The sequence below is a fragment of the Burkholderia sp. Bmkn7 genome (genome assembly GCF_041103175.1).
In the GTDB taxonomy this organism is placed as follows: Bacteria; Pseudomonadota; Gammaproteobacteria; order Burkholderiales; family Burkholderiaceae; genus Burkholderia; species Burkholderia cepacia.
Genome location: NZ_JBGCUH010000003.1, coordinates 2,510,359 through 2,531,807, shown reverse-complemented (window position 1 = coordinate 2,531,807; position 21,449 = coordinate 2,510,359). Strand labels below are relative to the sequence as shown.

Annotated in this window: 21 protein-coding genes; 16 read left to right on the top strand and 5 right to left on the bottom strand. The window is 66.5% G+C overall.

Features of this window, described 5'->3' with window-relative positions; all coding sequences use genetic code 11:
• Window positions 1-11 precede the first annotated feature (11 nt).
• The 8 genes from bamA to AB3K92_RS33305 all read left to right on the top strand — a co-directional run bounded on the left by bamA (window position 12) and on the right by AB3K92_RS33305 (window position 8,010).
• Window positions 12-2,321, top strand: a complete 2,310-nt coding sequence (bamA, locus tag AB3K92_RS33340; RefSeq protein WP_021159110.1) for an outer membrane protein assembly factor BamA — start codon at window positions 12-14, stop codon at window positions 2,319-2,321.
• Between the two features lie 64 nt (window positions 2,322-2,385).
• Window positions 2,386-2,883, top strand: coding sequence for an OmpH family outer membrane protein (locus AB3K92_RS33335; RefSeq protein ID WP_011549544.1), 498 nt, complete (start codon window positions 2,386-2,388; stop codon window positions 2,881-2,883).
• A gap of 16 nt (window positions 2,884-2,899) precedes the next feature.
• Complete coding sequence (gene lpxD / locus AB3K92_RS33330) at window positions 2,900-3,979, top strand: UDP-3-O-(3-hydroxymyristoyl)glucosamine N-acyltransferase (RefSeq protein WP_027787094.1); 1,080 nt, start codon at window positions 2,900-2,902, stop codon at window positions 3,977-3,979.
• Between the two features lie 129 nt (window positions 3,980-4,108).
• Window positions 4,109-4,576, top strand: a complete 468-nt coding sequence (gene fabZ / locus AB3K92_RS33325; protein ID WP_021159112.1) for a 3-hydroxyacyl-ACP dehydratase FabZ — start codon at window positions 4,109-4,111, stop codon at window positions 4,574-4,576.
• Window positions 4,577-4,634: 58 nt separating this feature from the next.
• Window positions 4,635-5,423 carry an acyl-ACP--UDP-N-acetylglucosamine O-acyltransferase gene (lpxA, locus tag AB3K92_RS33320; RefSeq protein WP_021159113.1) on the top strand — a complete coding sequence of 263 codons (789 nt, stop codon included), beginning with the start codon at window positions 4,635-4,637 and terminating at the stop codon, window positions 5,421-5,423.
• A 3-nt stretch (window positions 5,424-5,426) separates the two neighbouring features.
• Window positions 5,427-6,596, top strand: a complete 1,170-nt coding sequence (lpxB, locus tag AB3K92_RS33315; RefSeq protein ID WP_042974811.1) for a lipid-A-disaccharide synthase — start codon at window positions 5,427-5,429, stop codon at window positions 6,594-6,596.
• Entirely contained in the window at window positions 6,593-7,237 is a 645-nt protein-coding gene (gene rnhB / locus AB3K92_RS33310; RefSeq protein ID WP_021159115.1) for a ribonuclease HII, read from the top strand. The genes lpxB and rnhB overlap by 4 nt, the downstream gene beginning before the upstream one ends.
• Window positions 7,234-8,010 carry an RNA methyltransferase gene (locus tag AB3K92_RS33305; RefSeq protein ID WP_059494106.1) on the top strand — a complete coding sequence of 259 codons (777 nt, stop codon included), beginning with the start codon at window positions 7,234-7,236 and terminating at the stop codon, window positions 8,008-8,010. Before rnhB ends, AB3K92_RS33305 begins: the two co-directional genes overlap by 4 nt.
• Window positions 8,011-8,113: 103 nt before the next feature.
• Here the strand turns inward: AB3K92_RS33305 and AB3K92_RS33300 are convergent, their stop codons facing one another.
• Window positions 8,114-8,929 (bottom strand): pyruvate, water dikinase regulatory protein, encoded by an 816-nt coding sequence (locus AB3K92_RS33300; protein WP_021159117.1) that lies wholly within the window; start codon window positions 8,927-8,929, stop codon window positions 8,114-8,116.
• 375 nt (window positions 8,930-9,304) lie between these two features.
• On the opposite strand from AB3K92_RS33300, the gene ppsA reads away from it, so the two are divergent.
• The 3 genes from ppsA (at window position 9,305) to AB3K92_RS33285 (ending at window position 13,313) form a co-directional block, all read left to right on the top strand.
• Window positions 9,305-11,704 (top strand): phosphoenolpyruvate synthase, encoded by a 2,400-nt coding sequence (gene ppsA / locus AB3K92_RS33295; RefSeq protein ID WP_369466619.1) that lies wholly within the window; start codon window positions 9,305-9,307, stop codon window positions 11,702-11,704.
• A 205-nt stretch (window positions 11,705-11,909) separates the two neighbouring features.
• Window positions 11,910-12,344: an NfeD family protein gene (locus AB3K92_RS33290; RefSeq protein ID WP_048020913.1), complete on the top strand. Its 435-nt coding sequence runs from the start codon at window positions 11,910-11,912 to the stop codon at window positions 12,342-12,344.
• Window positions 12,345-12,377: 33 nt separating this feature from the next.
• Entirely contained in the window at window positions 12,378-13,313 is a 936-nt protein-coding gene (locus AB3K92_RS33285; protein ID WP_014896750.1) for an SPFH domain-containing protein, read from the top strand.
• Between the two features lie 250 nt (window positions 13,314-13,563).
• Here the strand turns inward: AB3K92_RS33285 and smpB are convergent, their stop codons facing one another.
• Window positions 13,564-14,010: an SsrA-binding protein SmpB gene (gene smpB, locus AB3K92_RS33280; RefSeq protein WP_006478511.1), complete on the bottom strand. Its 447-nt coding sequence runs from the start codon at window positions 14,008-14,010 to the stop codon at window positions 13,564-13,566.
• 99 nt (window positions 14,011-14,109) lie between these two features.
• Here smpB and AB3K92_RS33275 point away from each other — a divergent pair, with 99 nt between their 5' ends.
• Together AB3K92_RS33275 and AB3K92_RS33270 are read left to right on the top strand one after the other, a co-directional pair.
• A complete protein-coding gene (locus AB3K92_RS33275; RefSeq protein WP_006478512.1) occupies window positions 14,110-14,547 on the top strand; it encodes a type II toxin-antitoxin system RatA family toxin in 438 nt (145 codons plus the stop codon).
• 4 nt (window positions 14,548-14,551) lie between these two features.
• On the top strand, window positions 14,552-14,875 hold the full coding sequence (locus tag AB3K92_RS33270) for an RnfH family protein (RefSeq protein WP_060057536.1): 324 nt from the start codon (window positions 14,552-14,554) through the stop codon (window positions 14,873-14,875).
• 54 nt (window positions 14,876-14,929) lie between these two features.
• Here the strand turns inward: AB3K92_RS33270 and AB3K92_RS33265 are convergent, their stop codons facing one another.
• The 3 genes from AB3K92_RS33265 to AB3K92_RS33255 form a co-directional block, all read right to left on the bottom strand.
• On the bottom strand, window positions 14,930-15,913 hold the full coding sequence (locus AB3K92_RS33265) for a DMT family transporter (RefSeq protein WP_369466618.1): 984 nt from the start codon (window positions 15,911-15,913) through the stop codon (window positions 14,930-14,932).
• A 140-nt stretch (window positions 15,914-16,053) separates the two neighbouring features.
• Window positions 16,054-16,737, bottom strand: a complete 684-nt coding sequence (locus AB3K92_RS33260) for a glutamine cyclotransferase (protein WP_369466865.1) — start codon at window positions 16,735-16,737, stop codon at window positions 16,054-16,056.
• 31 nt (window positions 16,738-16,768) lie between these two features.
• Window positions 16,769-17,989, bottom strand: a complete 1,221-nt coding sequence (locus AB3K92_RS33255; RefSeq protein WP_369466617.1) for a helix-turn-helix domain-containing protein — start codon at window positions 17,987-17,989, stop codon at window positions 16,769-16,771.
• A gap of 124 nt (window positions 17,990-18,113) precedes the next feature.
• Between AB3K92_RS33255 and AB3K92_RS33250 the strand changes: the two genes are divergently transcribed.
• The 3 genes from AB3K92_RS33250 to guaB all read left to right on the top strand — a co-directional run bounded on the left by AB3K92_RS33250 (window position 18,114) and on the right by guaB (window position 21,446).
• Window positions 18,114-18,878, top strand: a complete 765-nt coding sequence (locus AB3K92_RS33250) for a DUF899 domain-containing protein (RefSeq protein WP_369466616.1) — start codon at window positions 18,114-18,116, stop codon at window positions 18,876-18,878.
• 22 nt (window positions 18,879-18,900) lie between these two features.
• Entirely contained in the window at window positions 18,901-19,707 is an 807-nt protein-coding gene (locus tag AB3K92_RS33245) for a DUF2182 domain-containing protein (RefSeq protein ID WP_369466864.1), read from the top strand.
• A gap of 278 nt (window positions 19,708-19,985) precedes the next feature.
• Window positions 19,986-21,446, top strand: a complete 1,461-nt coding sequence (gene guaB, locus AB3K92_RS33240) for an IMP dehydrogenase (RefSeq protein ID WP_048020927.1) — start codon at window positions 19,986-19,988, stop codon at window positions 21,444-21,446.
• Window positions 21,447-21,449: the final 3 nt, after the last annotated feature.

Below are 21,449 nucleotides of genomic sequence, written 5' to 3'. Positions count from 1 at the left end.
ATTGGGGATGCATGTTGTTCAAACCTCATCGTTTTGTACCTAAGACAGTTGCAGCGGCCGCGCTCGCCGCGCACGGCCTCGCGGCGCATGCAGCGGCACCGTTCGTGGTGCAAGACATCAAGATCGAGGGGCTGCAGCGCGTCGAAGCGGGTTCGGTGTTCGCCTACCTGCCGATCAAGCAGGGCGATACCTTCACGGACGACAAGGCATCCGAAGCAATCCGCGCGCTGTACGCGACGGGCTTTTTCAACGACGTACGCATCGCCACGCAGGGCAACGTCGTGATCGTGCAGGTGCAGGAGCGTCCGGCCATCGCGTCGATCGACTTCACCGGCACGAAGGAATTCGACAAGGACAACCTGACGAAGGCGCTGCGCGCGGTCGGCCTTGCCGACGGCCGCTATTACGACAAGGCGCTCGTCGACAAGGCGGAGCAGGAGCTCAAGCGCCAGTACCTCACGCGCGGCTTCTACGCGGCCGAGGTCAAGACGACGGTCACGCCGGTCGACGCGAACCGTGTGTCGATCCTGTTCGCGGTGGCCGAAGGCCCGAGCGCGAAGATCCGCCAGATCAACTTCATCGGCAACAAGGCATTCAGCACCAGCACGCTGCGCGACGAGATGCAGCTGTCCACGCCGAACTGGTTCTCCTGGTACACGAAGAACGACCTGTACTCGAAGGAAAAGCTGACGGGCGACCTCGAAGCGGTGCGCTCGTACTACCTGAACCGCGGTTATCTCGAGTTCAACATCGATTCGACCCAGGTGTCGATCTCGCCCGACAAGAAGGACATGTACCTGACGGTCACGCTGCACGAGGGCGAGCCGTACACGGTGTCGGGCATCAAGCTGTCGGGCAACCTGCTCGATCGCGAGGCCGAACTCAACAAGCTGATCAAGATCAAGCCGGGCGACCGCTTCTCGGCCGAAAAGCTGCAGCAGACCACCAAGTCGATCGTCGACAAGCTCGGTGAGTACGGTTATGCATTCGCGACCGTCAACGCGCAGCCGGACATTGACCAGGCGAACCACAAGGTGAACCTGAACCTCGTCGTCGATCCGAGCCGCCGCGTGTACGTGCGCCGGATCAACGTCGTCGGCAACACGCGCACGCGCGACGAAGTCGTGCGCCGCGAAATGCGCCAGCTCGAAAGCTCGTGGTTCGATTCGAACCGCCTCGCGCTGTCGAAGGATCGCGTGAACCGTCTCGGCTACTTCACCAACGTCGACGTGACGACGGTGCCGGTCGACGGCACGAACGACCAGGTCGACGTGAACGTGAAGGTCGATGAAAAGCCGACCGGCGCGATCACGCTGGGCGCCGGCTTCTCGTCGACGGACAAGGTCGTGCTGTCGGCGGGCGTGTCGCAGGACAACGTGTTCGGCTCGGGTACCAGCCTGTCGGTGAACGTCAACACCGCGAAGAGCTACCGCACGCTGACCGTCACGCAGGTCGACCCGTATTTCACGGTCGACGGCATCAAGCGGATCACGGACGTCTACTACCGCACGTACCAGCCGCTCTACTATTCGACGAGTTCGAGCTTCCGGATCATCAGCGCGGGCGGCAACCTGAAGTTCGGCATTCCGTTCTCGGAAGTCGACACGGTCTACTTCGGCGCCGGCTTCGAGCAGAACCGTCTCGACGTCGATTCGAACACGCCGCAGAGCTACCAGGATTACGTGAACGAGTTCGGCCGCGTGTCGAACACCGTGCCGCTGACGGTCGCGTGGTCGCGCGACGCGCGTGACAGCGCGCTGATTCCGAGCCGCGGCTACTTCACGCAGGCGAACATGGAGTACGGCGTACCGGTCGGCAAGATCCAGTACTACAAGGCCGACCTGCAGGCCCAGTACTACTATTCGTTCTCGCGGGGCTTCATCCTGGGCCTGAACCTGCAAGGCGGCTACGGTAACGGTATCGGCAACCCGTACCCGATCTTCAAGAACTACTACGCGGGCGGTATCGGCTCCGTGCGTGGCTACGAGCCGAGCTCGCTGGGCCCGCGCGACACGAAGACGAACGACCCGATCGGCGGTTCGAAGATGCTCGTCGGCAACATCGAGCTGACGTTCCCGCTGCCGGGCACGGGTTACGACCGCACGCTGCGCGTGTTCACGTTCCTCGACGGCGGTAACGTGTGGGGCAACGCGCCGGGCGGCACGAGTACGGGCGCCAACGGCCTGCGTTACGGCTACGGTGTGGGTCTCGCGTGGATCTCGCCGATCGGCCCGCTGAAGCTGAGCCTCGGCTTCCCGCTGCAGAAGCACGAAGGCGACCAGTACCAGAAATTCCAGTTCCAGATCGGGACGGCGTTCTGACCGAACGCATGACAACAGCAACGAGAGGGTAATTTTGCTAACCGGTAAGTTTTCGAAACGAGTGATGTGCGCGCTGACCGTTGCGCTGGCCTTGGGCGCGGCAACGGTGCACGCACAGGACGTCGCCCGCATCGCGGCGGTCAATTCGGATCGGATCCTGCGCGAGTCGGCGCCCGCGAAGGCGGCGCAGACGAAGCTCGAAGCCGAGTTCGCGAAGCGTGACAAGGATCTGCAGGATCTGGCGGCACGCCTGAAGTCGATGTCCGATTCGCTGGACAAGAACGGCGCGTCGCTGTCGGCGGCCGACCGCGCGCAGAAGCAGCGCGATCTCGCCCAGCTCGATACCGACTTCCAGCGCAAGCAGCGCGAGTTCCGCGAAGACCTGAACCAGCGCCGCAACGAGGAGCTGGCGGCCGTGCTCGAGAAGGCGAACAAGGTCATCAAGCAGATCGCCGAGCAGCAGAATTACGACCTGATCGTGCAGGAAGCCGTGTACGTCAGCCCGCGCATCGACATCACCGACAAGGTGCTCAAGGCGCTCGCGTCCGGCTCGACGAACTGAACGGAGCAGACGACGAATGGCATTGACGCTTGAGGAACTCGTAAAGCGGTTCGGCGGCGAGATCGCCGGCGACGCACAGTGCAAGGTGAGCGGGCTCGCACCGCTCGACCAGGCAGGCCCGCAGCAACTCGCGTTCCTCGCGAATCCGAAGTACCTGTCGCAGGTCGAGTCGACCCGCGCCGGCGCGGTGCTGATCGCGCCGAAGGATCTGGAAAAGCTGGGCGCGGCCGCGACGGGTCGCAATTTCATTGTCACGCCGAATCCGTACGCGTACTTCGCGCGCGTCGCGCAGATGTTCATCGATCTGGCCACGCCGCAGCGTGCCGCCGGCGTGCATCCGAGCGCGACGATCGATCCGGCCGCGCAGGTCGCCGCGAGCGCGGTGATCGGCCCGCACGTGACGGTCGAGGCCGGTGCGGTGATCGAGGACGGCGTGCAGCTCGACGCGAACGTCTTCATCGGCCGCGGCACGACGATCGGCGCGGGCTCGCACATCTATCCGAACGCGTCGGTGTACCACGGCTGCAAGGTCGGCCCGCGCGCGATCATCCATGCGGGTGCCGTGATCGGCTCCGACGGTTTCGGCTTCGCGCCGGATTTCGTCGGCGACGGCGACGCGCGCACCGGCAGCTGGGTCAAGATCCCGCAGGTCGGCGGCGTATCGATCGGCCCGGACGTCGAGATCGGCGCGAACACGACGATCGACCGCGGCGCGATGGCGGACACCGTCATCGACGAATGCGTGAAGATCGACAACCAGGTGCAGATCGCCCACAACTGCCGGATCGGCGCCTACACGGTAATCGCCGGCAAGGCGGGCATCGCGGGCAGCACGACGATCGGCCGCCATTGCATGATCGGCGGCGCGGCAGGGATCGCCGGCCACGTGACGCTCGGCGACTATGTCATCATCACCGCGAATTCGGGCGTATCGAAGTCGCTGCCGAAGGCCGGCATCTATACCAGCGCGTTCCCGGCCGTCGACCACGGCGAATGGAACAAGAGCGCCGCGCTCGTGCGCAACCTCGACAAGCTGCGCGAGCGCATCAAGGCGCTCGAAGCCGCGCTCGCCGCCCAGGGCGGCACGGGCGCCTGAGCGCATCATGCGAGACCTCGAACCGGGCACGGCCAGCGCAACCGGCCCGGTTTGCCAGACTGGGCCGCACGGCGGCCCGCTTCAGCCTTTGCATCACCACCGCGCAGCCTCTGCGTGAGACGAACCATCATGAGCACTGAAAAAATCAATCTCGACATCCACAAGATCCTCACGCTGCTGCCGCATCGCTACCCGATTCTGCTCGTCGATCGCGTGCTCGAACTCGAACCGCACAAGGGAATCAAAGCGCTGAAGAACGTGTCGATCAACGAGCCGTTCTTCCAGGGGCATTTCCCGAAGCGGCCGGTGATGCCGGGCGTGCTGATCCTCGAGGCGCTCGCGCAGGCCGCGGCGCTGCTGACCTTCTCGGAAGAGCAGCCGAAGGATCCGGAGAACACGCTGTACTACTTCGTCGGGATCGACGGCGCGCGCTTCAAGCGTCCGGTCGAACCGGGCGACCAACTGATTCTGAACGTGACGTTCGAACGCTACATCCGCGGCATCTGGAAGTTCAAGGCGGTGGCGGAAGTGGACGGCAAGGTGGCGGCGGAAGCCGAACTGATGTGCACGGTCAAGACGACCGACGTGGCGCCCTGAGCGACGCGGCACGCACAGGCAACGCAACGCGACACATCACATCGAGAGGCAACGGCGCATGACCAGGATTCATCCCACCGCGATTGTCGAACCGGGCGCGCAGATCGACGAATCGGTAGAGATCGGCCCGTACGCTATCGTCGGCCCGCACGTCACGATCGGCGCGCGCACGACGATCGGCTCGCACAGCGTGATCGAAGGCCATACGACGCTCGGCGAGGACAACCGCATCGGCCATTACGCGTCGGTCGGCGGCCGTCCGCAGGACATGAAGTACAAGGACGAGCCGACGAAGCTCGTGATCGGCAGCCGCAACACGATCCGCGAATTCACGACGATCCACACCGGCACCGTGCAGGACGGCGGCGTGACGACGCTCGGCGACGACAACTGGATCATGGCCTATGTGCACATCGGTCACGACTGCACCGTCGGCAGCCACGTGATCCTGTCGAGCAACGCGCAGATGGCCGGCCACGTCGAGATCGGCGACTGGGCGATCGTCGGCGGGATGTCGGGTGTCCACCAGTTCGTGCGCATCGGCGCGCACTCGATGCTCGGGGGCGCTTCGGCGCTCGTGCAGGACATTCCGCCGTTCGTGATCGCGGCGGGCAACAAGGCAGAGCCGCACGGCATCAACGTCGAAGGGCTGCGTCGGCGCGGCTTCTCGCCCGATGCGATCTCGGCGCTGCGCAGCGCTTACCGCCTGCTGTACAAGAACGGCCTGTCGTTCGAGGAAGCGAAGGTACAGCTGCGCGAGCTCGCGGAAGCGGGCGGCGACGGCGACGCGGCGGTCAAGGCGTTCGTCGAGTTCATCGACGCGTCGCAACGCGGCATCATCCGCTAAGCGATGCCGCTTCCGACCACCCAGCTCCGGCTCGCGATGGCGGCCGGCGAACCGTCGGGCGACCTGCTCGGGGCGTCGCTGCTCGGCGGCCTGCGCGAGCGGCTGCCCGAATCGGCCCAGTATTACGGGATCGGCGGGCAGCGGATGATCGCGCAGGGCTTCGACTCGCACTGGCAGATGGACAAGCTGACCGTGCGCGGCTACGTCGAGGCGCTCGGCCAGATTCCCGAGATCCTGCGGATTCGCGGTGAGCTGAAGCGCCAGTTGCTCGCCGAGCGACCGGACGCATTCATCGGCATCGACGCACCCGACTTCAACTTCAGCGTGGAACAGGCCGCGCGCGATGCCGGTATCCCGTCGATCCACTTCGTGTGCCCGTCGATCTGGGCATGGCGCGGCGGCCGGATCAAGAAGATCGCGAAGTCCGTCGATCACATGCTGTGCCTGTTCCCGTTCGAACCGGCGATTCTCGACAAGGCAGGTGTCGCCTCGACCTACGTCGGCCATCCGCTGGCCGACGAGATCCCGCTCGAACCCGACATGCACGGTGCGCGCATCGCGCTCGGATTGCCGGCCGACGGCCCGGTGATCGCGGTGCTGCCGGGCAGCCGGCGTTCGGAAATCGCGCTGATCGGCCCGACGTTCTTTGCGGCGATGGCGCTGATGCAGCAGCGCGAGCCTGGCGTGCGGTTCGTGATGCCGGCGGCGACGCCCGCGTTGCGCGCGCTGCTGCAGCCGCTCGTCGACGCGCATCCGCAGCTTGCGCTGACGCTCACCGACGGCCGCTCGCAGGTTGCGATGACGGCGGCCGACGCGATCCTCGTGAAGAGCGGCACGGTCACGCTGGAAGCCGCGCTGCTGAAGAAGCCGATGGTGATCTCGTACAAGGTGCCCTGGCTGACCGGGCAGATCATGCGCCGGCAGGGGTACCTGCCGTACGTCGGCCTGCCGAACATCCTGGCGGGGCGTTTCGTCGTGCCCGAGCTGCTGCAGCATTTCGCGACGCCCGAGGCGCTCGCCGATGCGACGCTCACGCAGCTGCGCGACGACGCGAACCGCCGCACACTGACCGAAGTCTTCACCGAAATGCATCTTTCGCTGCGGCAGAACACGGCTACGAAGGCGGCCGAAGCGGTCGTGCGCGTGCTCGAACAACGCAAGGGGCGCGCATGACCGCAGTACGTGCATCACGCCGCCGCGCGTCGAGCGACGTGCAGGACGGTTTCGATTTCAGCCGGCCCGACGAGATTGTCTGCGGTGTCGACGAAGCCGGCCGTGGCCCGCTCGCGGGGCCGGTGGTGGCCGCCGCCGTGATCCTCGATCCGGCGCAGCCGATCGACGGGCTCGACGATTCGAAGGCGCTGTCCGCGAAGAAGCGCGACGCGCTGTACGACCTGATCGTCGCACGTTCGCGCGCGTATTGCGTCGCGTCGGCAAGCGTCGACGAAATCGACACGCTGAACATCCTGCACGCGACGATGCTCGCGATGAAGCGGGCGGTCGAGGGCCTGTCGCTGCTGCCGACGCTCGCGCAGATCGATGGCAACCGCTGCCCGACGCTGACGGTGCGTGCCGAGGCGATCGTCAGCGGCGATGCGCTCGTGCCGAGCATCTCGGCCGCGTCGATTCTCGCGAAGGTCACGCGCGATCGCATGCTCGTCGACCTGCACGAACGTTTCCCGGTGTACGGCTTCAACGTACATGCGGGCTACGGCACCGCGAAACACCTTGCCGCGCTGCGCGAGCACGGGCCATGCGAAGCGCACCGGCGCTCGTTCGCGCCGGTTCGCGCGGCACTCGACCTGATTCGATGAAAAGCATTACTTCCCGCGACAACCCGCTGTACAAGCGCCTGAAGGCGCTCGCGGGTTCGACGCCCCATCAGCGCCGCAGCGGCCAGGCGCTGCTCGAAGGATTCCATCTCGCGAGCGCGTACCTCGATACGGGCGCGACGCCCGAGCTGTGCGTGGCGACCGAAGGCGCACTCGGCCACGCGGAGGCGCAGGCGATCGTCGCGCGCATCGATGCGCAACGGATCGTCACACTGCCCGACGCGCTGTTCGGGCAGTTGTCGAACGTCGTCAACGGCGTCGGCTTCCTGCTGCTCGTCGACCGGCCGGCGCAACCGTTGCCCACTCGCGTCACGCATACGTCGGTCGTGCTCGACGGCGTGCAGGACGCCGGCAACGTCGGCTCGATCCTGCGCAGCGCGGCGGCCGCAGGCGTGCGCCACGTGTTCTGTGCGCCGGGGACCGCGTACGCATGGTCGTCGAAGGTGCTGCGTTCGGGCATGGGCGCGCACTTCCTGCTGTCGATCCACGAGGACGTCGAAGCCGGTGAACTTGCCGAACGCCTCGATGTGCCGGTTGCGCTGACCGACTCGCACGGCGCGCAGGCGATCTACGATTGCGACCTGTCGGGCCCCGTGGCGTGGGTGTTCGGCAACGAGGGGGCAGGCGTTTCCGCGTACTGGCGCGAGGTGGCCACGCATCGCGTGACGATTCCGCAGCCGGGCGGGATGGAGTCGCTGAACGTCGCAGCCGCGGCGGCGGTGTGCCTGTTCGAGCAGGTGCGCCAGCAGCGGTGAGCGTGGCGCCACGCTCGCGCATTCCCCGCACCACGAAAAAAGGCCGCGTTAGACGCGGCCTTTTTGTTTCCGGCGGCGGCAGGGCGGCCGCCGACGCTCGACCTTAGTACGACTGCCGGTCGAGGCGGACTTCCTGCAGGATCGTCGTCGCGATTTCCTCGATAGACTTGTGCGTCGACGACAGCCACTTGATCCCCTCGCGGCGCATCATCGCTTCCGCCTCGTTGATTTCGTAGCGGCAGTTCTCGGGCGCGGCGTACTTGCTGCCCGGGCGCCGCTCGTTCCGGATCTCCGACAGGCGCTGCGGGTCGATCGACAGCCCGAACAGCTTCTCGCGGTGCGAGGCGAGCGCCGACGGCAGCTTGCCGCGTTCGAAGTCTTCCGGAATCAGCGGATAGTTCGCGGCCTTCACGCCGTACTGCATCGCGAGATACAGGCTCGTCGGTGTCTTGCCGCTGCGCGACACGCCGACGAGGATCACGTCGGCCTCCGACAGGTTGCGGTTCGACTGGCCGTCGTCGTGCGCGAGCGAGAAGTTGATCGCCTCGATCCGGGTCTTGTATTCCTCGGTGTCCGCGTTCTGGTGGCCGCGGCCCATCGCGTGGCTCGACTTGAGCTCCAGTTCCTGTTCGAGCGGTTCGACGAAGCGCTGGAACATGTCGAGCACGAGCGCGTTCGAGCGTTTGACGATGTCGTTCGACTCGCTGTCGACGAGCGTCGTGAACACGATCGCGCGGCGGCCGTCGTGCACGGCGGCCTCGTTGATCTTCTCGACGGTCGCATAGGCCTTGTCGAGCGAGTCGACGAACGGCACGCGCACGAGACGGAATTTCTGGTCGAACTGGGAGAGGATCGAGTGCGCGAAGGTTTCGGCAGTGATCCCGGTACCGTCGGAGACGATGAATACGGTAGGCAGCATGAATCTGGGCGTCGAGCGTGAAGGGCGGTTGCGCGGGCGGCTGGAGGGTCGCCTCCAGACGCAGTGACAAGGTCGCGCCACATCCGGCAGCCGGCACGGTAGAATAGCGGCAACCTGTTGGATAAGCAATTGCGGGGGCAGGGCGCGAACGGCGCCCCAGGCTTTGCCGCTCGATTCCATAATTCCCGGCAAGTTTGGCGATTTGTCTGCAAATATCGCCCTTCTGCCGGGATTTTTGCAAATCGGGTCGGAAGATTTTCGCCGCTGCGAGTGTTTCTCCAACAGGTTGCGCAAGACGCGCCGCGCCTTTTTGCAAGCGCCCGCGTCCGAGCCCACTTGCGCAATCGAGCATTTTTTTCACACTTAGGGGCTTGTATGACTAACGCAGCAAACGTCGCAAAGGACCAGGCGTATGTAATTCCGTTCGAGCAGTTGCGGATGACCGATGTGGAAATCGTCGGCGGCAAGAATGCGTCGCTTGGCGAAATGATCAGCCAGCTTTCCGAAGCAGGCGTTCGCGTACCCACCGGTTTCGCCACGACCGCGCTCGCGTTCCGCGATTTCCTCAAGCACAACGACCTTACCGACCGCATCGCCAAGCGTCTCGAGTCGCTCGACATCGACGACGTGAAGGCGCTCGCCGAAGCCGGTGCGGAAATCCGCAAGTGGATCGTCGATGCGCCGATGCAGGCACGTCTCGAGCAGGAAATCCGCGAGCAGTTCGACATCCTGAAGAGCGGCTCGCCGGGCGAGCTGTCGTTCGCCGTGCGTTCGTCCGCTACCGCGGAAGACCTGCCCGACGCATCGTTCGCCGGTCAGCAGGAGTCGTACCTGAACGTCGTCGGCATCGAAGACGTGCTCGACCGCATGAAGCACGTGTTCGCGTCGCTGTACAACGACCGCGCGATCTCGTACCGCGTGCACAAGGGCTTCACGCACGCGGAAGTCGCGCTGTCGGCCGGTGTGCAGCGCATGGTCCGCTCGGACGTCGGCGCGGCCGGCGTGATGTTCACGATCGATACCGAATCGGGCTTCAAGGACGCCGTGTTCATCACGTCGAGCTACGGCCTGGGCGAAACCGTCGTGCAGGGCGCGGTGAACCCGGACGAGTTCTACGTGTTCAAGACGACGCTCGCACAGGACAAGTACCCGATCATCCGCCGCTCGATCGGCTCGAAGCTGATCAAGATGGAATTCACGCAGCCGGGCGAGCCGGGCCGCGTGAAGACGGTCGACGTGCCGCACGAGCAGCGCAACCGCTACTCGATCACCGACGAAGACGTGATCGAGCTGGCGAAGTACGCGGTCATCATCGAGAAGCACTATCAGCGTCCGATGGACATCGAGTGGGGCAAGGACGGCCGCGACGGCAAGATCTTCATCCTGCAGGCACGCCCGGAAACCGTGAAGAGCCAGGCAACCGGCAAGGCCGAGCAGCGCTTCAAGCTGAAGGGCCAGTCGCAGGTGCTCGCGACGGGTCGTGCGATCGGCCAGAAGATCGGCGCGGGCCCCGTGCGCGTGATCCAGGATCCGTCGGAAATGGAGCGCGTACAGCCGGGCGACGTGCTGGTGGCCGACATGACCGACCCGAACTGGGAGCCGGTGATGAAGCGTGCGGCCGCGATCGTCACGAACCGTGGCGGCCGGACCTGCCACGCGGCGATCATCGCGCGTGAGCTCGGCGTGCCGGCAGTCGTCGGTTGCGGCGATGCGACCGACGTCCTGAAGGACGGCGCGCTCGTCACCGTGTCGTGCGCGGAAGGCGACGAAGGCAAGATCTACGACGGCCTGCTCGAGACGGAAGTCACGGAAGTGCAGCGCGGCGAACTGCCGGAAATCCCGGTCAAGATCATGATGAACGTCGGCAACCCGCAGCTCGCGTTCGACTTCTCGCAACTGCCGAACGGCGGCGTGGGTCTCGCGCGTCTCGAGTTCATCATCAACAACAACATCGGCGTTCACCCGAAGGCGATCCTCGAGTACCCGAACATCGACCAGGACCTGAAGAAGGCCGTCGAGAGCGTCGCGCGCGGTCACGCATCGCCGCGTCAGTTCTACGTCGACAAGCTGACGGAAGGTGTCGCGACGATCGCGGCGGCGTTCTATCCGAAGCCCGTGATCGTGCGCCTGTCCGACTTCAAGTCGAACGAGTACAAGAAGCTGATCGGCGGTTCGCGTTACGAGCCGGACGAGGAAAACCCGATGCTGGGTTTCCGCGGCGCATCGCGCTACATCGCCGAAGACTTCGCGCAGGCATTCGAGATGGAATGCCGTGCACTGAAGCGCGTGCGCGACGAGATGGGCCTGACCAACGTCGAGATCATGGTGCCGTTCGTGCGTACCGTGAAGCAGGCGGAGCGTGTCGTCGGCCTGCTCGAGAAGTTCGGCCTGAAGCGCGGCGAAAACGGCCTGCGCCTCGTGATGATGTGCGAAGTCCCGACCAACGCGATCCTCGCCGAAGAGTTCCTGGAACACTTCGACGGTTTCTCGATCGGCTCGAACGACCTCACGCAGCTCACGCTCGGCCTTGACCGCGATTCGGGCATGGAACTGCTGGCTGTCGACTTCGACGAACGTGACCCGGCCGTCAAGTTCCTGCTGAAGCGCGCGATCGATACCTGCCGCAAGATGGGCAAGTACGTCGGTATCTGCGGCCAGGGCCCGTCCGATCATCCGGACTTCGCGCAATGGCTGACCGACGAAGGCATCGTGTCGATCTCGCTGAACCCCGACACGATCATCGATACGTGGCAGGCGCTTGCCAACCGGAAGTAACGGTCGGCGATGCCTCTTCGGCGAAAGCGCGGTGCCGCCGCGCTTTCGTTGAAGGCAAAATGCAAGGTTCGTGTTATAAACACCCCGGTACGCACCGGGGTGTTTTTATTTGTCGGTACGCAACGTGCCGATCCGGGCGTGCCGGTCGCCTCCGCTCGCGGCAGCGAATATAGTGAGTATCGGGGGCGTTTTTCTGGAGGCCAAAATGATGTCGGGGCATCTGTTCTGGTGGATCGCGGTGGGCGTGCTGGTCGTGGCCGAACTGCTGACGGGCACGTTCTACCTGCTGATGATCGCACTCGGCTTTCTCGCGGGCGGCTTGCTGCAACTGGCCGGTTTCGCGCCGCACGTGCAGTTCGGCGCGGCGGCCGCGGTTGCGATCGTCGCGATGATCGCGCTGCGCCGCTCGGGGCTCGGCCGCAAGCAGAAGCGCGACACGTCGACGAATCCCGACGTCAATCTCGACATCGGCTCGACCGTGACGGTCGATGCGTGGCGCGACGGCCGCGCGCGCGTGCAGTATCGCGGCGCCGATTGGGACGTCGAGCTGGCGAACGGCGAGCGCGACGATGTGCACGTGTATCAGGTGAGTGCCGTGCGCGGCAATTGTCTCGTGGTCGTGGCGAAACCCGCGGGCTGATCGTCCGCCGATACAACAAGGAGGGAATATTTCATGGATTCGCTGATCATCTGGGTTGTCCTGCTCGTCATCGCGATCGTGATCGTGTCGAAGACGGTGAAGATCGTGCCGCAGCAGCATGCGTGGGTGCTCGAGCGCTTCGGGCGCTATCACGCGACGCTGTCGCCCGGCCTGAATATCGTGCTGCCGTTCGTCGATCGCATCGCGTACCGGCACGTGCTGAAGGAAATCCCGCTCGACGTGCCGAGCCAGGTCTGTATCACGCGCGACAACACGCAGCTGCAGGTCGACGGCGTGCTGTACTTCCAGGTGACCGATCCGATGAAGGCGTCTTACGGGTCGAGCAACTTCGTGCTCGCGATCACGCAGCTCGCGCAAACGACCTTGCGTTCGGTGGTCGGCAAGCTCGAGCTCGACAAGACGTTCGAGGAGCGCGACTTCATCAACCACAACATCGTGTCGGCGCTCGACCAGGCCGCGGCGAACTGGGGCGTGAAGGTGCTGCGTTACGAGATCAAGGACCTGACGCCGCCGAAGGAAATCCTGCATGCGATGCAGGCGCAGATCACCGCGGAGCGTGAAAAGCGCGCGCTGATCGCCGCATCCGAAGGCCGCAAGCAGGAGCAGATCAACCTCGCGTCGGGCGCGCGCGAAGCGGCGATCCAGAAATCCGAAGGCGAGCGCCAGGCTGCGATCAACCAGGCGCAGGGCGAGGCCGCTGCGATTCTGGCGGTGGCCGAGGCGAACGCGCAGGCGATCCAGAAGATCGCGAACGCGATCCAGTCGCAGGGCGGGATGGATGCGGTGAACCTGAAGGTTGCCGAACAGTATGTCGGGGCGTTCTCGAATCTCGCGAAGCAGGGCAACACGCTGATCGTGCCGTCGAACCTGTCGGATCTCGGCACCGCGATCTCGTCGGCGCTGACGATCGTCAAGAACGCGGGGGCGGCCTCGGGCGGGAAGGCCTGAGTCGGACGTACGCGGTGAGCGAAGGGCGCGCCGCGTGCGATCGGTGTGCGGCGAATCGTCGCGCAGCCGGGGCGCGGATGATGCCCGCGGCACCTTTCTTCAGTCGACGCAGGCGGTAGGGCGTGCCGAAAACTGCCTCAGCCGCGCCGCCTCAGCCGCCGCCGCGCAGCCGGCGTCGGCGATTCACGTAGTCCAAAGCAACACGGCCCGCTTCGAGCGGGCCGTGTCGTTTGCGTGGGTGCGTCGCGCGTCAGGTGCCGGCGCGCATGATGCGTGCCTTTTCGCGTTCCCAGTCGCGCTTCTTCTCGGTTTCGCGCTTGTCGTGCAGCTTCTTGCCCTTCGCGAGCGCGATGTCGCACTTCACGCGACCGCCCTTGTAGTGGAAGTTCAGCGGCACGAGCGTGTAGCCGCGCTGCTCGACCTTGCCGATCAGCTTCTTGATTTCCTCGCGGTGCAGCAGCAGCTTGCGCGTGCGAACCGGGTCGGGCTTGATGTGCGTCGAGGCTTCGGGCAGCGGGCTGATATGGGTACCGATCAGGAAGATCTCGGCGTTCTTCACGACGACGTAGCCTTCCTTGATCTGGCCGCGCCCGGCGCGCAGCGCCTTGACTTCCCAGCCCTCGAGCACGAGCCCCGCCTCGTAGCGTTCCTCGATGTGATAATCGAAGTGCGCTTTCCTGTTGTCGATGATGCTCATGAAAGGATCGGGCCAACTCGTTTAAAATCACGATTTTAGCAAAGCGGGGCGAGTATCGCCCGGCTTGGCGTTCCCACTTTAAGCGATGCCGCGCGATTTATGGCAGATGTCCAGAAAACCGTATTGATCCGCCACTCGGCGGAACAGATGTTCGACCTCGTCACCGACGTGGCCGACTACCCCAATTTCCTGCCCTGGTGCGGCGGTGTCGAGGTTCGCCGTCAGGACGAGAGCGGAATGGAAGCGCGCATCGACATCAACTTCAAGGGTATCAAGCAGCATTTCGCGACGCGCAACACGCAGCAGCGTCCGACACGGATCGACATGGAGTTCGCGGACGGGCCGTTCAAGAAGTTCACGGGTTCGTGGCGCTTCATCCCGCTGCGCGCCGATGCGTGCAAGATCGAATTCGCGCTGCACTACGAGTTTTCGAGCATCCTGCTCGAGAAGATCATCGGGCCGGTGTTCAGCCACATCGCGAACACGTTCGTCGATTCGTTCGTGAAGCGCGCCGACCAGCGCTACGGGAAGGGGTGACGCGATGCTGTCGATCGAAGTCTGCTACGCGCTGCCGGATCGCCAGACGTTGATTCCGCTGTCGCTCCCCGAAGGGGCGACCGTTCGTTCGGCGATCGATGCGAGCGGCGTGCTCGCGCTGCATCCGGAAATCGATCTCGCGAAAGCGAAGACGGGCGTGTACGGGAAGCTCGCGCCGCTCGACACGCTGCTCGCCGACCACGACCGCGTCGAGATCTACCGCCCGTTGATCGTCGATCCGAAGCTCGCGCGCCAGCGGCGCGTCGACAAGTCGCGCCGCGACGGCTCCATCGAGGGCCGCAAGTGGATGCACAAGGACGCGCGCTGACGCGGAGCGATCCGCGTCCTTCAACACGATTCGTCTGAGCAAACGCCGCGGCGTTCAGAGGGCTGAGGCATTCGCGTTTGCCGGTGCGCTTCCCGACGTCCCGCCGCCGGCGGGCGTGTCGCCATGCCGGCGCACCGATCCATAGACGCCGGCGAGCAGCAGCACCAGCGCGGCGATCTCGAGCGCATGCGGCATCCGCCGGTCGTACACGAACGCGTAAAGCATCGCGAATACGGTTTCGAACACGATCAGCTGGCCCGACAGCGTGAGGGGCAGCCGCTTCGACGCCGCATTCCACAGCCCGTTGCCGAGCCACGACGCGCCGATCGCGAGCACGAGGTTCAGCAGCCAGAACAACTGCCAGCGCGACGCGGGCACCGCTTCCTGGAACGTGCCGGCCGGCAGCGCGAGGATCGCGATCCAGACGAGCCCGCCGATCAGGCCCGTCACGACACCCCACAGCACCGACCACTCGTTGCCGCCGAAACGATGATGGCGCTGCAGATAACGTGCGTTCGCGACCGCATACCAGGTCCAGCTCGCGAGCGCGCCCGCCGCGCAGGCGATGCCGGCGAGTTTCTGGCCGAGCGTCGTCGCATGCGCGGCCTCGGACGTGAACAGGTCGACGTTGATGCAGACGATGCCCGCGATCACCAGCGCCAGCGGGGCGGCGAGCCGGCGCAGCGGCACGGCGCCGTGGTCGCCGAGGCCGGCGAGCGTCACCGTGACGGGCAGCACGCCGACGATCAGGGAGCTGGGTGCGATGCCGATCAGGTGCACCGCACCGGACAGCAGCATGTAGTACGCGACGTTGCCGATGACGGCGAGCCTGACCAGCGCGACGAGATCCTCGCGGGTCAGCCGCGCGAGCAGCGAGCGGGCGGCCGGCAGCGCGGCCGCGAGCGACACGAGACCGTACATCGCATAGCGGCCGGCGCTCAGCAGCAGCGGCGAGAAGTCGGTCAGCAGCCGCGGAACGAGAAACACCATGCCCCACAGGGCACCTGCCAGGACACCATAAACCACACCGCGCTGCATCGACCGCTCCGAACACATGACTGACGAGCGCGCATCTTAGCGACGCCGTCGCGGCGTCGTCTTGTTCATTCCTGCACTCGGTGCAGGCCGGTGGGTGGGTGGGCGCGCCGCGCGCAGCAGCGATCGCGGCAGGCGGCGGATCAGTCGTCAGCCGGATCGGGCGTCGCCGCACCGTCGCCCGGCGCCCGCGCCCGCACGGGCCGCCGCACGGCGCGCAGCGTGCCGCTGTTGCCGCCGCCGCAGTAGAAGCGGTCGTGGCCGTCGGATTCGAGCCCCGACACACCGACGCCGGCCGGCATGTCGATCTGCTCGAGCACCCTGCCCGTGCGCGGATCGACGTGCCGCAAGTCGGCCTGGTCGGCTTCCCAGGTGCCGTGCCACAGCTCTCCGTCGACCCACGTCACGCCGGTGACGAAGCGGTTCGACTCGATCGTGCGCAGCACGGTGCCCGACTGCGGATCCACCTGATGAATCTTGCGATCGCGGTACTGGCCGACCCACAGCGCGCCTTCGGCCCATGCCAACCCCGAATCGCCGCCGCCGCCGGGAGCGGGAATCGTCGCGAGCACGCGGCCCGATTCGGGGGCGATCTTCTCGATGCGGTCCTCGACGATCTGGTACAGGTGGCGGCCGTCGAATGCCGTGCCCGCGTGCGCGGCGACGTCGATCGAGCGGACGGTCGTGCCGCGCTCCGGGTCGAGTGCATTCAGCTTGTCGCCGGACGCATACCACACGTACTTCCCGTCGAACGTGACGCCGTGTACGCCGTCGACGCCGGGAAACGGGCCGTATTCGCGAAGGATCTCTGCACTGGAGCGTTTCATGTTCGTCACCTCGTCGTTCGGTGAGGTCATCCTAGTCTCCCGGCAGCGGGGCAGGGAGTAACAAGGTCGTCGCGAAACCGGGCAGCGGCGGCGTCATCCACCGGCGCGCGCGGCCCCGGCCGAGCGCCTGGACCTTGTCGGCTTCGGCGAGCACGTCGAGCGCGCGCTGCACGGTGCGCTGGCTCGCGCCGAGGGCCAGCGCCAGCGCGGAACTCGACCATGCTTCGCCATCGGCGAGGAGCGCGAGCACGGCTGCGTGGCGATCGTCGACCGGGCGCGCGAGGACGACGGTCTCGCGTACGCCGAGCGGTTCGAGCGCAAAGCCGCGCGGCGTCGCGACGATGTTTGCGAGCGGCCGCAGCACCGCGCGCAATCGGCCGATCTCGACGCGCAGGCGTGCGCGATGCGATTCGTCCGCGTGTTTCGCGCGGAACGCGGCCGCGACGAGCGCGTTTCGCGACATGTCGGCCGGCCATGCCTCGCCGAGCGCGCGGGCGAGCACGAACAGCACGGGCCGCCGCGCGAGCGACACGGTCGTGCGCGCGTCGCGCACCGTGTGGCGGCACGCATCGACGACGAGTGCGTTCGACGCGAACAGCGTCTCGACTTCGTCGAGCGGCACGAGCCGCGACGTGCCGCGCGCGATGAGGCGCGCGGCCGGTGCGTCGAGCACGCGTGCCGCGGTGTCGATCTCGGCCGTCAGCGCGGCGATGCCGGCGTCGCGGGCCGCCGCGCGCGCCCGCACGAGCGCCGCGCGGGCCGCCTGCGTGCGGATGCGGCGCATCGCGATGCCGGCCGCGATCAGCTCATGGGCGGCGCGCGATGCAGCCGGCAGCGGTGCGGGATCGAGATTCGCGAGCATCCGCTCGGCGTCGTCGAGCTGGCCGACCAGCAGCAGCCGTCGCACGCCGAGGTAGCGCGCGTGCGCGGCGTTCGCGCGGTCGCCGTGCGCGTCGAGCGTCGCACAGGCGGCATCGAGCGCGCGTGTCGGCCAGCGCAAGTCGCGCGATGCGAGCGCGATCTCCGCTTCCGCGACGACGCAGCGCGCACGCGCCACGGCCTCCCGGGTGCCGAACGCGCGTGCGGCGCCGCGCACGAGTGTGCGCGCGCGTTCGAAATCGCCGAGCTGCGCCATCGCGATCCCGCGCAGCGCGAGCGCCGGCGCATCGTCGCGCAGCGCGACGCGGTTCAGCGCGCCGAGCGCGTCACCGGCCGCGAGCGCGCGCGCGGCCGCCGTGATCAGCGAATCCATCCGAATCCATCCGAATCCCGACACACTTGTCACTCCCTCCGGCCCGATGCCCGCCACTAATCTAGCACCACGCACACGGCACCGGACGCCGTGCCCGGATACCCATCGGAAGGAGGAACCCGCAATGACGACCCATCTCACCGGAACACGCGACGAATGGCTGGCCGCGCGGCGCGCACTGCTCGACGCGGAAAAGGCGCTGACGCGGCAAGGCGACGAACTCGCGCGGCGGCGCCAGGCGCTGCCCTGGGTGCGCATCGACAAGACCTACCGGTTCGACACCGAAGACGGGCAGGCCACGCTCGGCGACCTGTTTCGCGGCCGTTCGCAACTGCTCGTCTATCACTTCATGTTCGGCCCCGACTACCAGGCAGGCTGCCCGTCGTGTTCGGCGCTCGCCGACGGTTTCGACGGCTTTGCCGTGCACCTGGCGAACCACGACGTGACGCTCGCCGCCGTATCGCGTGCGCCGCTCGCGAAACTCCTCGCTTACCGGCAGCGGATGGGGTGGCGCTTCCCGTGGGCGTCGTCGGTCGGCAGCGATTTCAACTTCGACTTCAATGTGTCGTTCACCGAAACGCAGCAGCGCGCGGGCGCCGTCGAATACAACTACGCGCTGGCCGGTCACGCGATGGACATGGATCCGCCGCCGGCACCCGTCGTGCAGTTCGCTGCGACGTGCGGCACCGATGCGCTCACGTATTCGCTCGACCGGCCGGGGATGAGCGCGTTCGTGCGCGAGGACGACGCCGTTTATCACACGTACTCCACCTATGCGCGCGGGCTCGACGGGCTGTGGGGGATGTACCAGTGGCTCGATCGCGCGCCGCGCGGACGCAACGAGGCCGGACCGTGGTGGCGCCGTCATGACGAGTACGCACGCGGCTGAGCGCGCCGGCGACGGGCGGGCGATGGCACGGCCGCCGGCCGGCGACGCGGGCCACGATCCGCGAGCGTTCGGCGCGGCGCTCGTGGCCATGTTCGCCGTTGCCGCGCTCGCGACCGTGGCGCAGCATGCGTCGATGGCCGCGATGGGCAGCGAACCGATGGCCGGCGGCTGGATGGCTTCGGCCGCATGGCTGCAGCCGTGCGGCCGAAGCGCCGGGCGCGCATTCGCGGCGTTCGCCGCAATGTGGGGCGCGATGACGGTGACGATGATGCTGCCGGTGCTGGCGCCGATGCTCTGGCGATACCGGCAGCGCATCGGCCCGATGGCGACGGCGCGTTCCGCCTGGCTCGTCGTCGTGACGGGCGCCGGGTACTTCGCGGTGTGGATGGCGCTCGGGGCACTCGTGTTTCCGGCTGGCGCCGCGCTGACGGCCGCCGCCGCACGGCTGCCGGCATTTGCCCGTGCGCTGCCGTTTGCGGCCGGCGCGGTCGTGTCGGTTGCGGGCATGCTGCAATTCTCCGCGTGGAAGGTCCGGCGGCTGGCTTGCTGCCGGCATGCGGCAGGCGACGCACACCGGTCGTCGGCGGGTGCCGGTGCGGCATGGTGGCACGGCGTGCGGGGCGCCATGCACTGCGGCGCCTGTTGCGGGAACCTGATGGCGATCGCGCTGGCGGCCGGCATGACGGACCTGCGCGTGATGCCTGCCGTGACGGTCGCGATTGCCGCCGAGCGTCTCGCGCCGTCCGGCGGCCATGTCGAGCGGATCGCCGGTTGCGTGGCCGTCGGCGGCGGCATTGCGATGATCGCGCGCGCGGCCGGGCTGCTATAACTCAAGTTAGCCAGGCCGATTCGACACATTGCCGGGCCTTGCTTCGCCGCGGCCGCTTCGGCCGCGTGACCCGTTTGCAACAGGCAGATGGGCCGTGTTGCCGCCCGTTGCGCGAATGGCTCGATGCGGCGGTGAAACGAAAGGCGATCGAAAACGAACCGAACGGCGAACCGAACGATTCGGCCCCCGAACGGCCGAAACCGGCTAAGCCGTTGTTCGTGTTGTGAAAATTCACGGCGCTTCGCGTATAATTCGCTTTTGCGCCCATAGGATTTGCCATGCGTCTGATCCAAAAAGCACTCACTTTCGATGACGTGCTCCTCGTTCCCGCCTTCTCCGACGTTCTCCCGCGCGACACCAGCCTCAAGACCAAGCTGACCCGCAACATCTCCCTGAACATGCCGCTCGTGTCCGCCGCGATGGACACGGTCACCGAAGGTCGCCTCGCGATCGCGATGGCCCAGCAGGGTGGCGTCGGTATCGTCCACAAGAACCTCACGCCGGCCGAGCAGGCCCGCGAGGTCGCGAAGGTCAAGCGTTTCGAATCGGGCGTCGTCCGCGACCCGATCACGGTGCCGCCGCAAATGAAGGTGCGCGACGTGATCGCGCTGTCGCGCCAGCATGGCATCTCGGGCTTCCCGGTCGTCGAAGGCCCGCAGCTCGTCGGCATCGTCACGAACCGCGACCTGCGTTTCGAAACGCGCCTCGATGAGCCGGTCAAGTCGATCATGACGCCGCGCGAGCGCCTCGTCACGGTCAAGGAAGGCACGCCGCTCGCCGAAGCGAAGGCGCTGATGCACAGCCACCGCCTCGAGCGCGTGCTGGTCGTCAACGACGCGTTCGAACTGCGCGGCCTGATGACCGTCAAGGACATCACGAAGCAGACCGAGCACCCGGATGCGTGCAAGGACGAACACGGCAAGCTGCGCGCAGGCGCGGCGGTCGGCGTCGGCCCGGACAACGAAGAGCGCGTCGAGCTGCTGGTGCAGGCTGGCGTCGACGTGATCGTGGTCGATACCGCGCACGGCCACAGCAAGGGCGTGCTCGAGCGCGTTCGCTGGGTCAAGCAGAACTTCCCGCACGTCGAAGTGATCGGCGGCAACATCGCGACGGCCGCCGCCGCGAAGGCGCTCGTCGAATACGGCGCGGACGCGGTCAAGGTCGGTATCGGCCCGGGTTCGATCTGCACGACGCGGATCGTCGCCGGTGTCGGCGTGCCGCAGATCAGCGCGATCGCGAACGTCGCGGAAGCGCTGAAGGGCACGGGCGTGCCGTGCATCGCCGACGGCGGCGTGCGCTTCTCGGGCGACGTGTCGAAGGCCCTCGCGGCCGGTGCGAACGCGGTGATGATGGGCAGCATGTTCGCGGGCACCGAAGAGGCGCCGGGCGACGTGTTCCTGTACCAGGGCCGCCAGTACAAGTCGTATCGCGGCATGGGTTCGGTCGGTGCGATGAAGGACGGCGCGGCGGACCGCTACTTCCAGGACAACTCGGCGAACATCGACAAGCTCGTGCCGGAAGGTATCGAAGGCCGTGTCGCGTACAAGGGTTCGGTCAACGCGATCCTGTTCCAGCTGGTCGGCGGTGTGCGCGCGAGCATGGGCTACTGCGGCTGCCGCACGATCGACGAGCTGCACGACAAGGCTGAATTCGTCCAGATCACCGCGGCAGGCATGCGCGAGTCGCACGTGCACGACGTGCAGATCACGAAGGAAGCGCCGAACTACCACGTGGACTGATCG

Excerpts from the sequence above, each read along its gene's own strand:
- rnhB (WP_021159115.1), top strand. The coding sequence starts at position 6,593 with ATGACCGCAGTACGTGCATCACGCCGCCGCGCGTCGAGCGACGTGCAG.
- fabZ (WP_021159112.1), top strand. The coding sequence starts at position 4,109 with ATGAGCACTGAAAAAATCAATCTCGACATCCACAAGATCCTCACGCTG.
- AB3K92_RS33260 (WP_369466865.1), bottom strand. The coding sequence starts at position 16,737 with ATGAAACGCTCCAGTGCAGAGATCCTTCGCGAATACGGCCCGTTTCCC.
- AB3K92_RS33335 (WP_011549544.1), top strand. The coding sequence starts at position 2,386 with ATGTGCGCGCTGACCGTTGCGCTGGCCTTGGGCGCGGCAACGGTGCAC.
- AB3K92_RS33255 (WP_369466617.1), bottom strand. The coding sequence starts at position 17,989 with ATGGATTCGCTGATCACGGCGGCCGCGCGCGCGCTCGCGGCCGGTGAC.
- guaB (WP_048020927.1), top strand. The coding sequence starts at position 19,986 with ATGCGTCTGATCCAAAAAGCACTCACTTTCGATGACGTGCTCCTCGTT.
- smpB (WP_006478511.1), bottom strand. The coding sequence starts at position 14,010 with ATGAGCATCATCGACAACAGGAAAGCGCACTTCGATTATCACATCGAG.
- AB3K92_RS33270 (WP_060057536.1), top strand. The coding sequence starts at position 14,552 with ATGCTGTCGATCGAAGTCTGCTACGCGCTGCCGGATCGCCAGACGTTG.
- AB3K92_RS33285 (WP_014896750.1), top strand. The coding sequence starts at position 12,378 with ATGGATTCGCTGATCATCTGGGTTGTCCTGCTCGTCATCGCGATCGTG.
- bamA (WP_021159110.1), top strand. The coding sequence starts at position 12 with ATGTTGTTCAAACCTCATCGTTTTGTACCTAAGACAGTTGCAGCGGCC.
- lpxB (WP_042974811.1), top strand. The coding sequence starts at position 5,427 with ATGCCGCTTCCGACCACCCAGCTCCGGCTCGCGATGGCGGCCGGCGAA.
- AB3K92_RS33300 (WP_021159117.1), bottom strand. The coding sequence starts at position 8,929 with ATGCTGCCTACCGTATTCATCGTCTCCGACGGTACCGGGATCACTGCC.
- AB3K92_RS33275 (WP_006478512.1), top strand. The coding sequence starts at position 14,110 with ATGGCAGATGTCCAGAAAACCGTATTGATCCGCCACTCGGCGGAACAG.
- ppsA (WP_369466619.1), top strand. The coding sequence starts at position 9,305 with ATGACTAACGCAGCAAACGTCGCAAAGGACCAGGCGTATGTAATTCCG.
- AB3K92_RS33265 (WP_369466618.1), bottom strand. The coding sequence starts at position 15,913 with ATGCAGCGCGGTGTGGTTTATGGTGTCCTGGCAGGTGCCCTGTGGGGC.
- lpxD (WP_027787094.1), top strand. The coding sequence starts at position 2,900 with ATGGCATTGACGCTTGAGGAACTCGTAAAGCGGTTCGGCGGCGAGATC.
- AB3K92_RS33290 (WP_048020913.1), top strand. The coding sequence starts at position 11,910 with ATGATGTCGGGGCATCTGTTCTGGTGGATCGCGGTGGGCGTGCTGGTC.
- AB3K92_RS33250 (WP_369466616.1), top strand. The coding sequence starts at position 18,114 with ATGACGACCCATCTCACCGGAACACGCGACGAATGGCTGGCCGCGCGG.
- AB3K92_RS33245 (WP_369466864.1), top strand. The coding sequence starts at position 18,901 with ATGGCACGGCCGCCGGCCGGCGACGCGGGCCACGATCCGCGAGCGTTC.
- AB3K92_RS33305 (WP_059494106.1), top strand. The coding sequence starts at position 7,234 with ATGAAAAGCATTACTTCCCGCGACAACCCGCTGTACAAGCGCCTGAAG.
- lpxA (WP_021159113.1), top strand. The coding sequence starts at position 4,635 with ATGACCAGGATTCATCCCACCGCGATTGTCGAACCGGGCGCGCAGATC.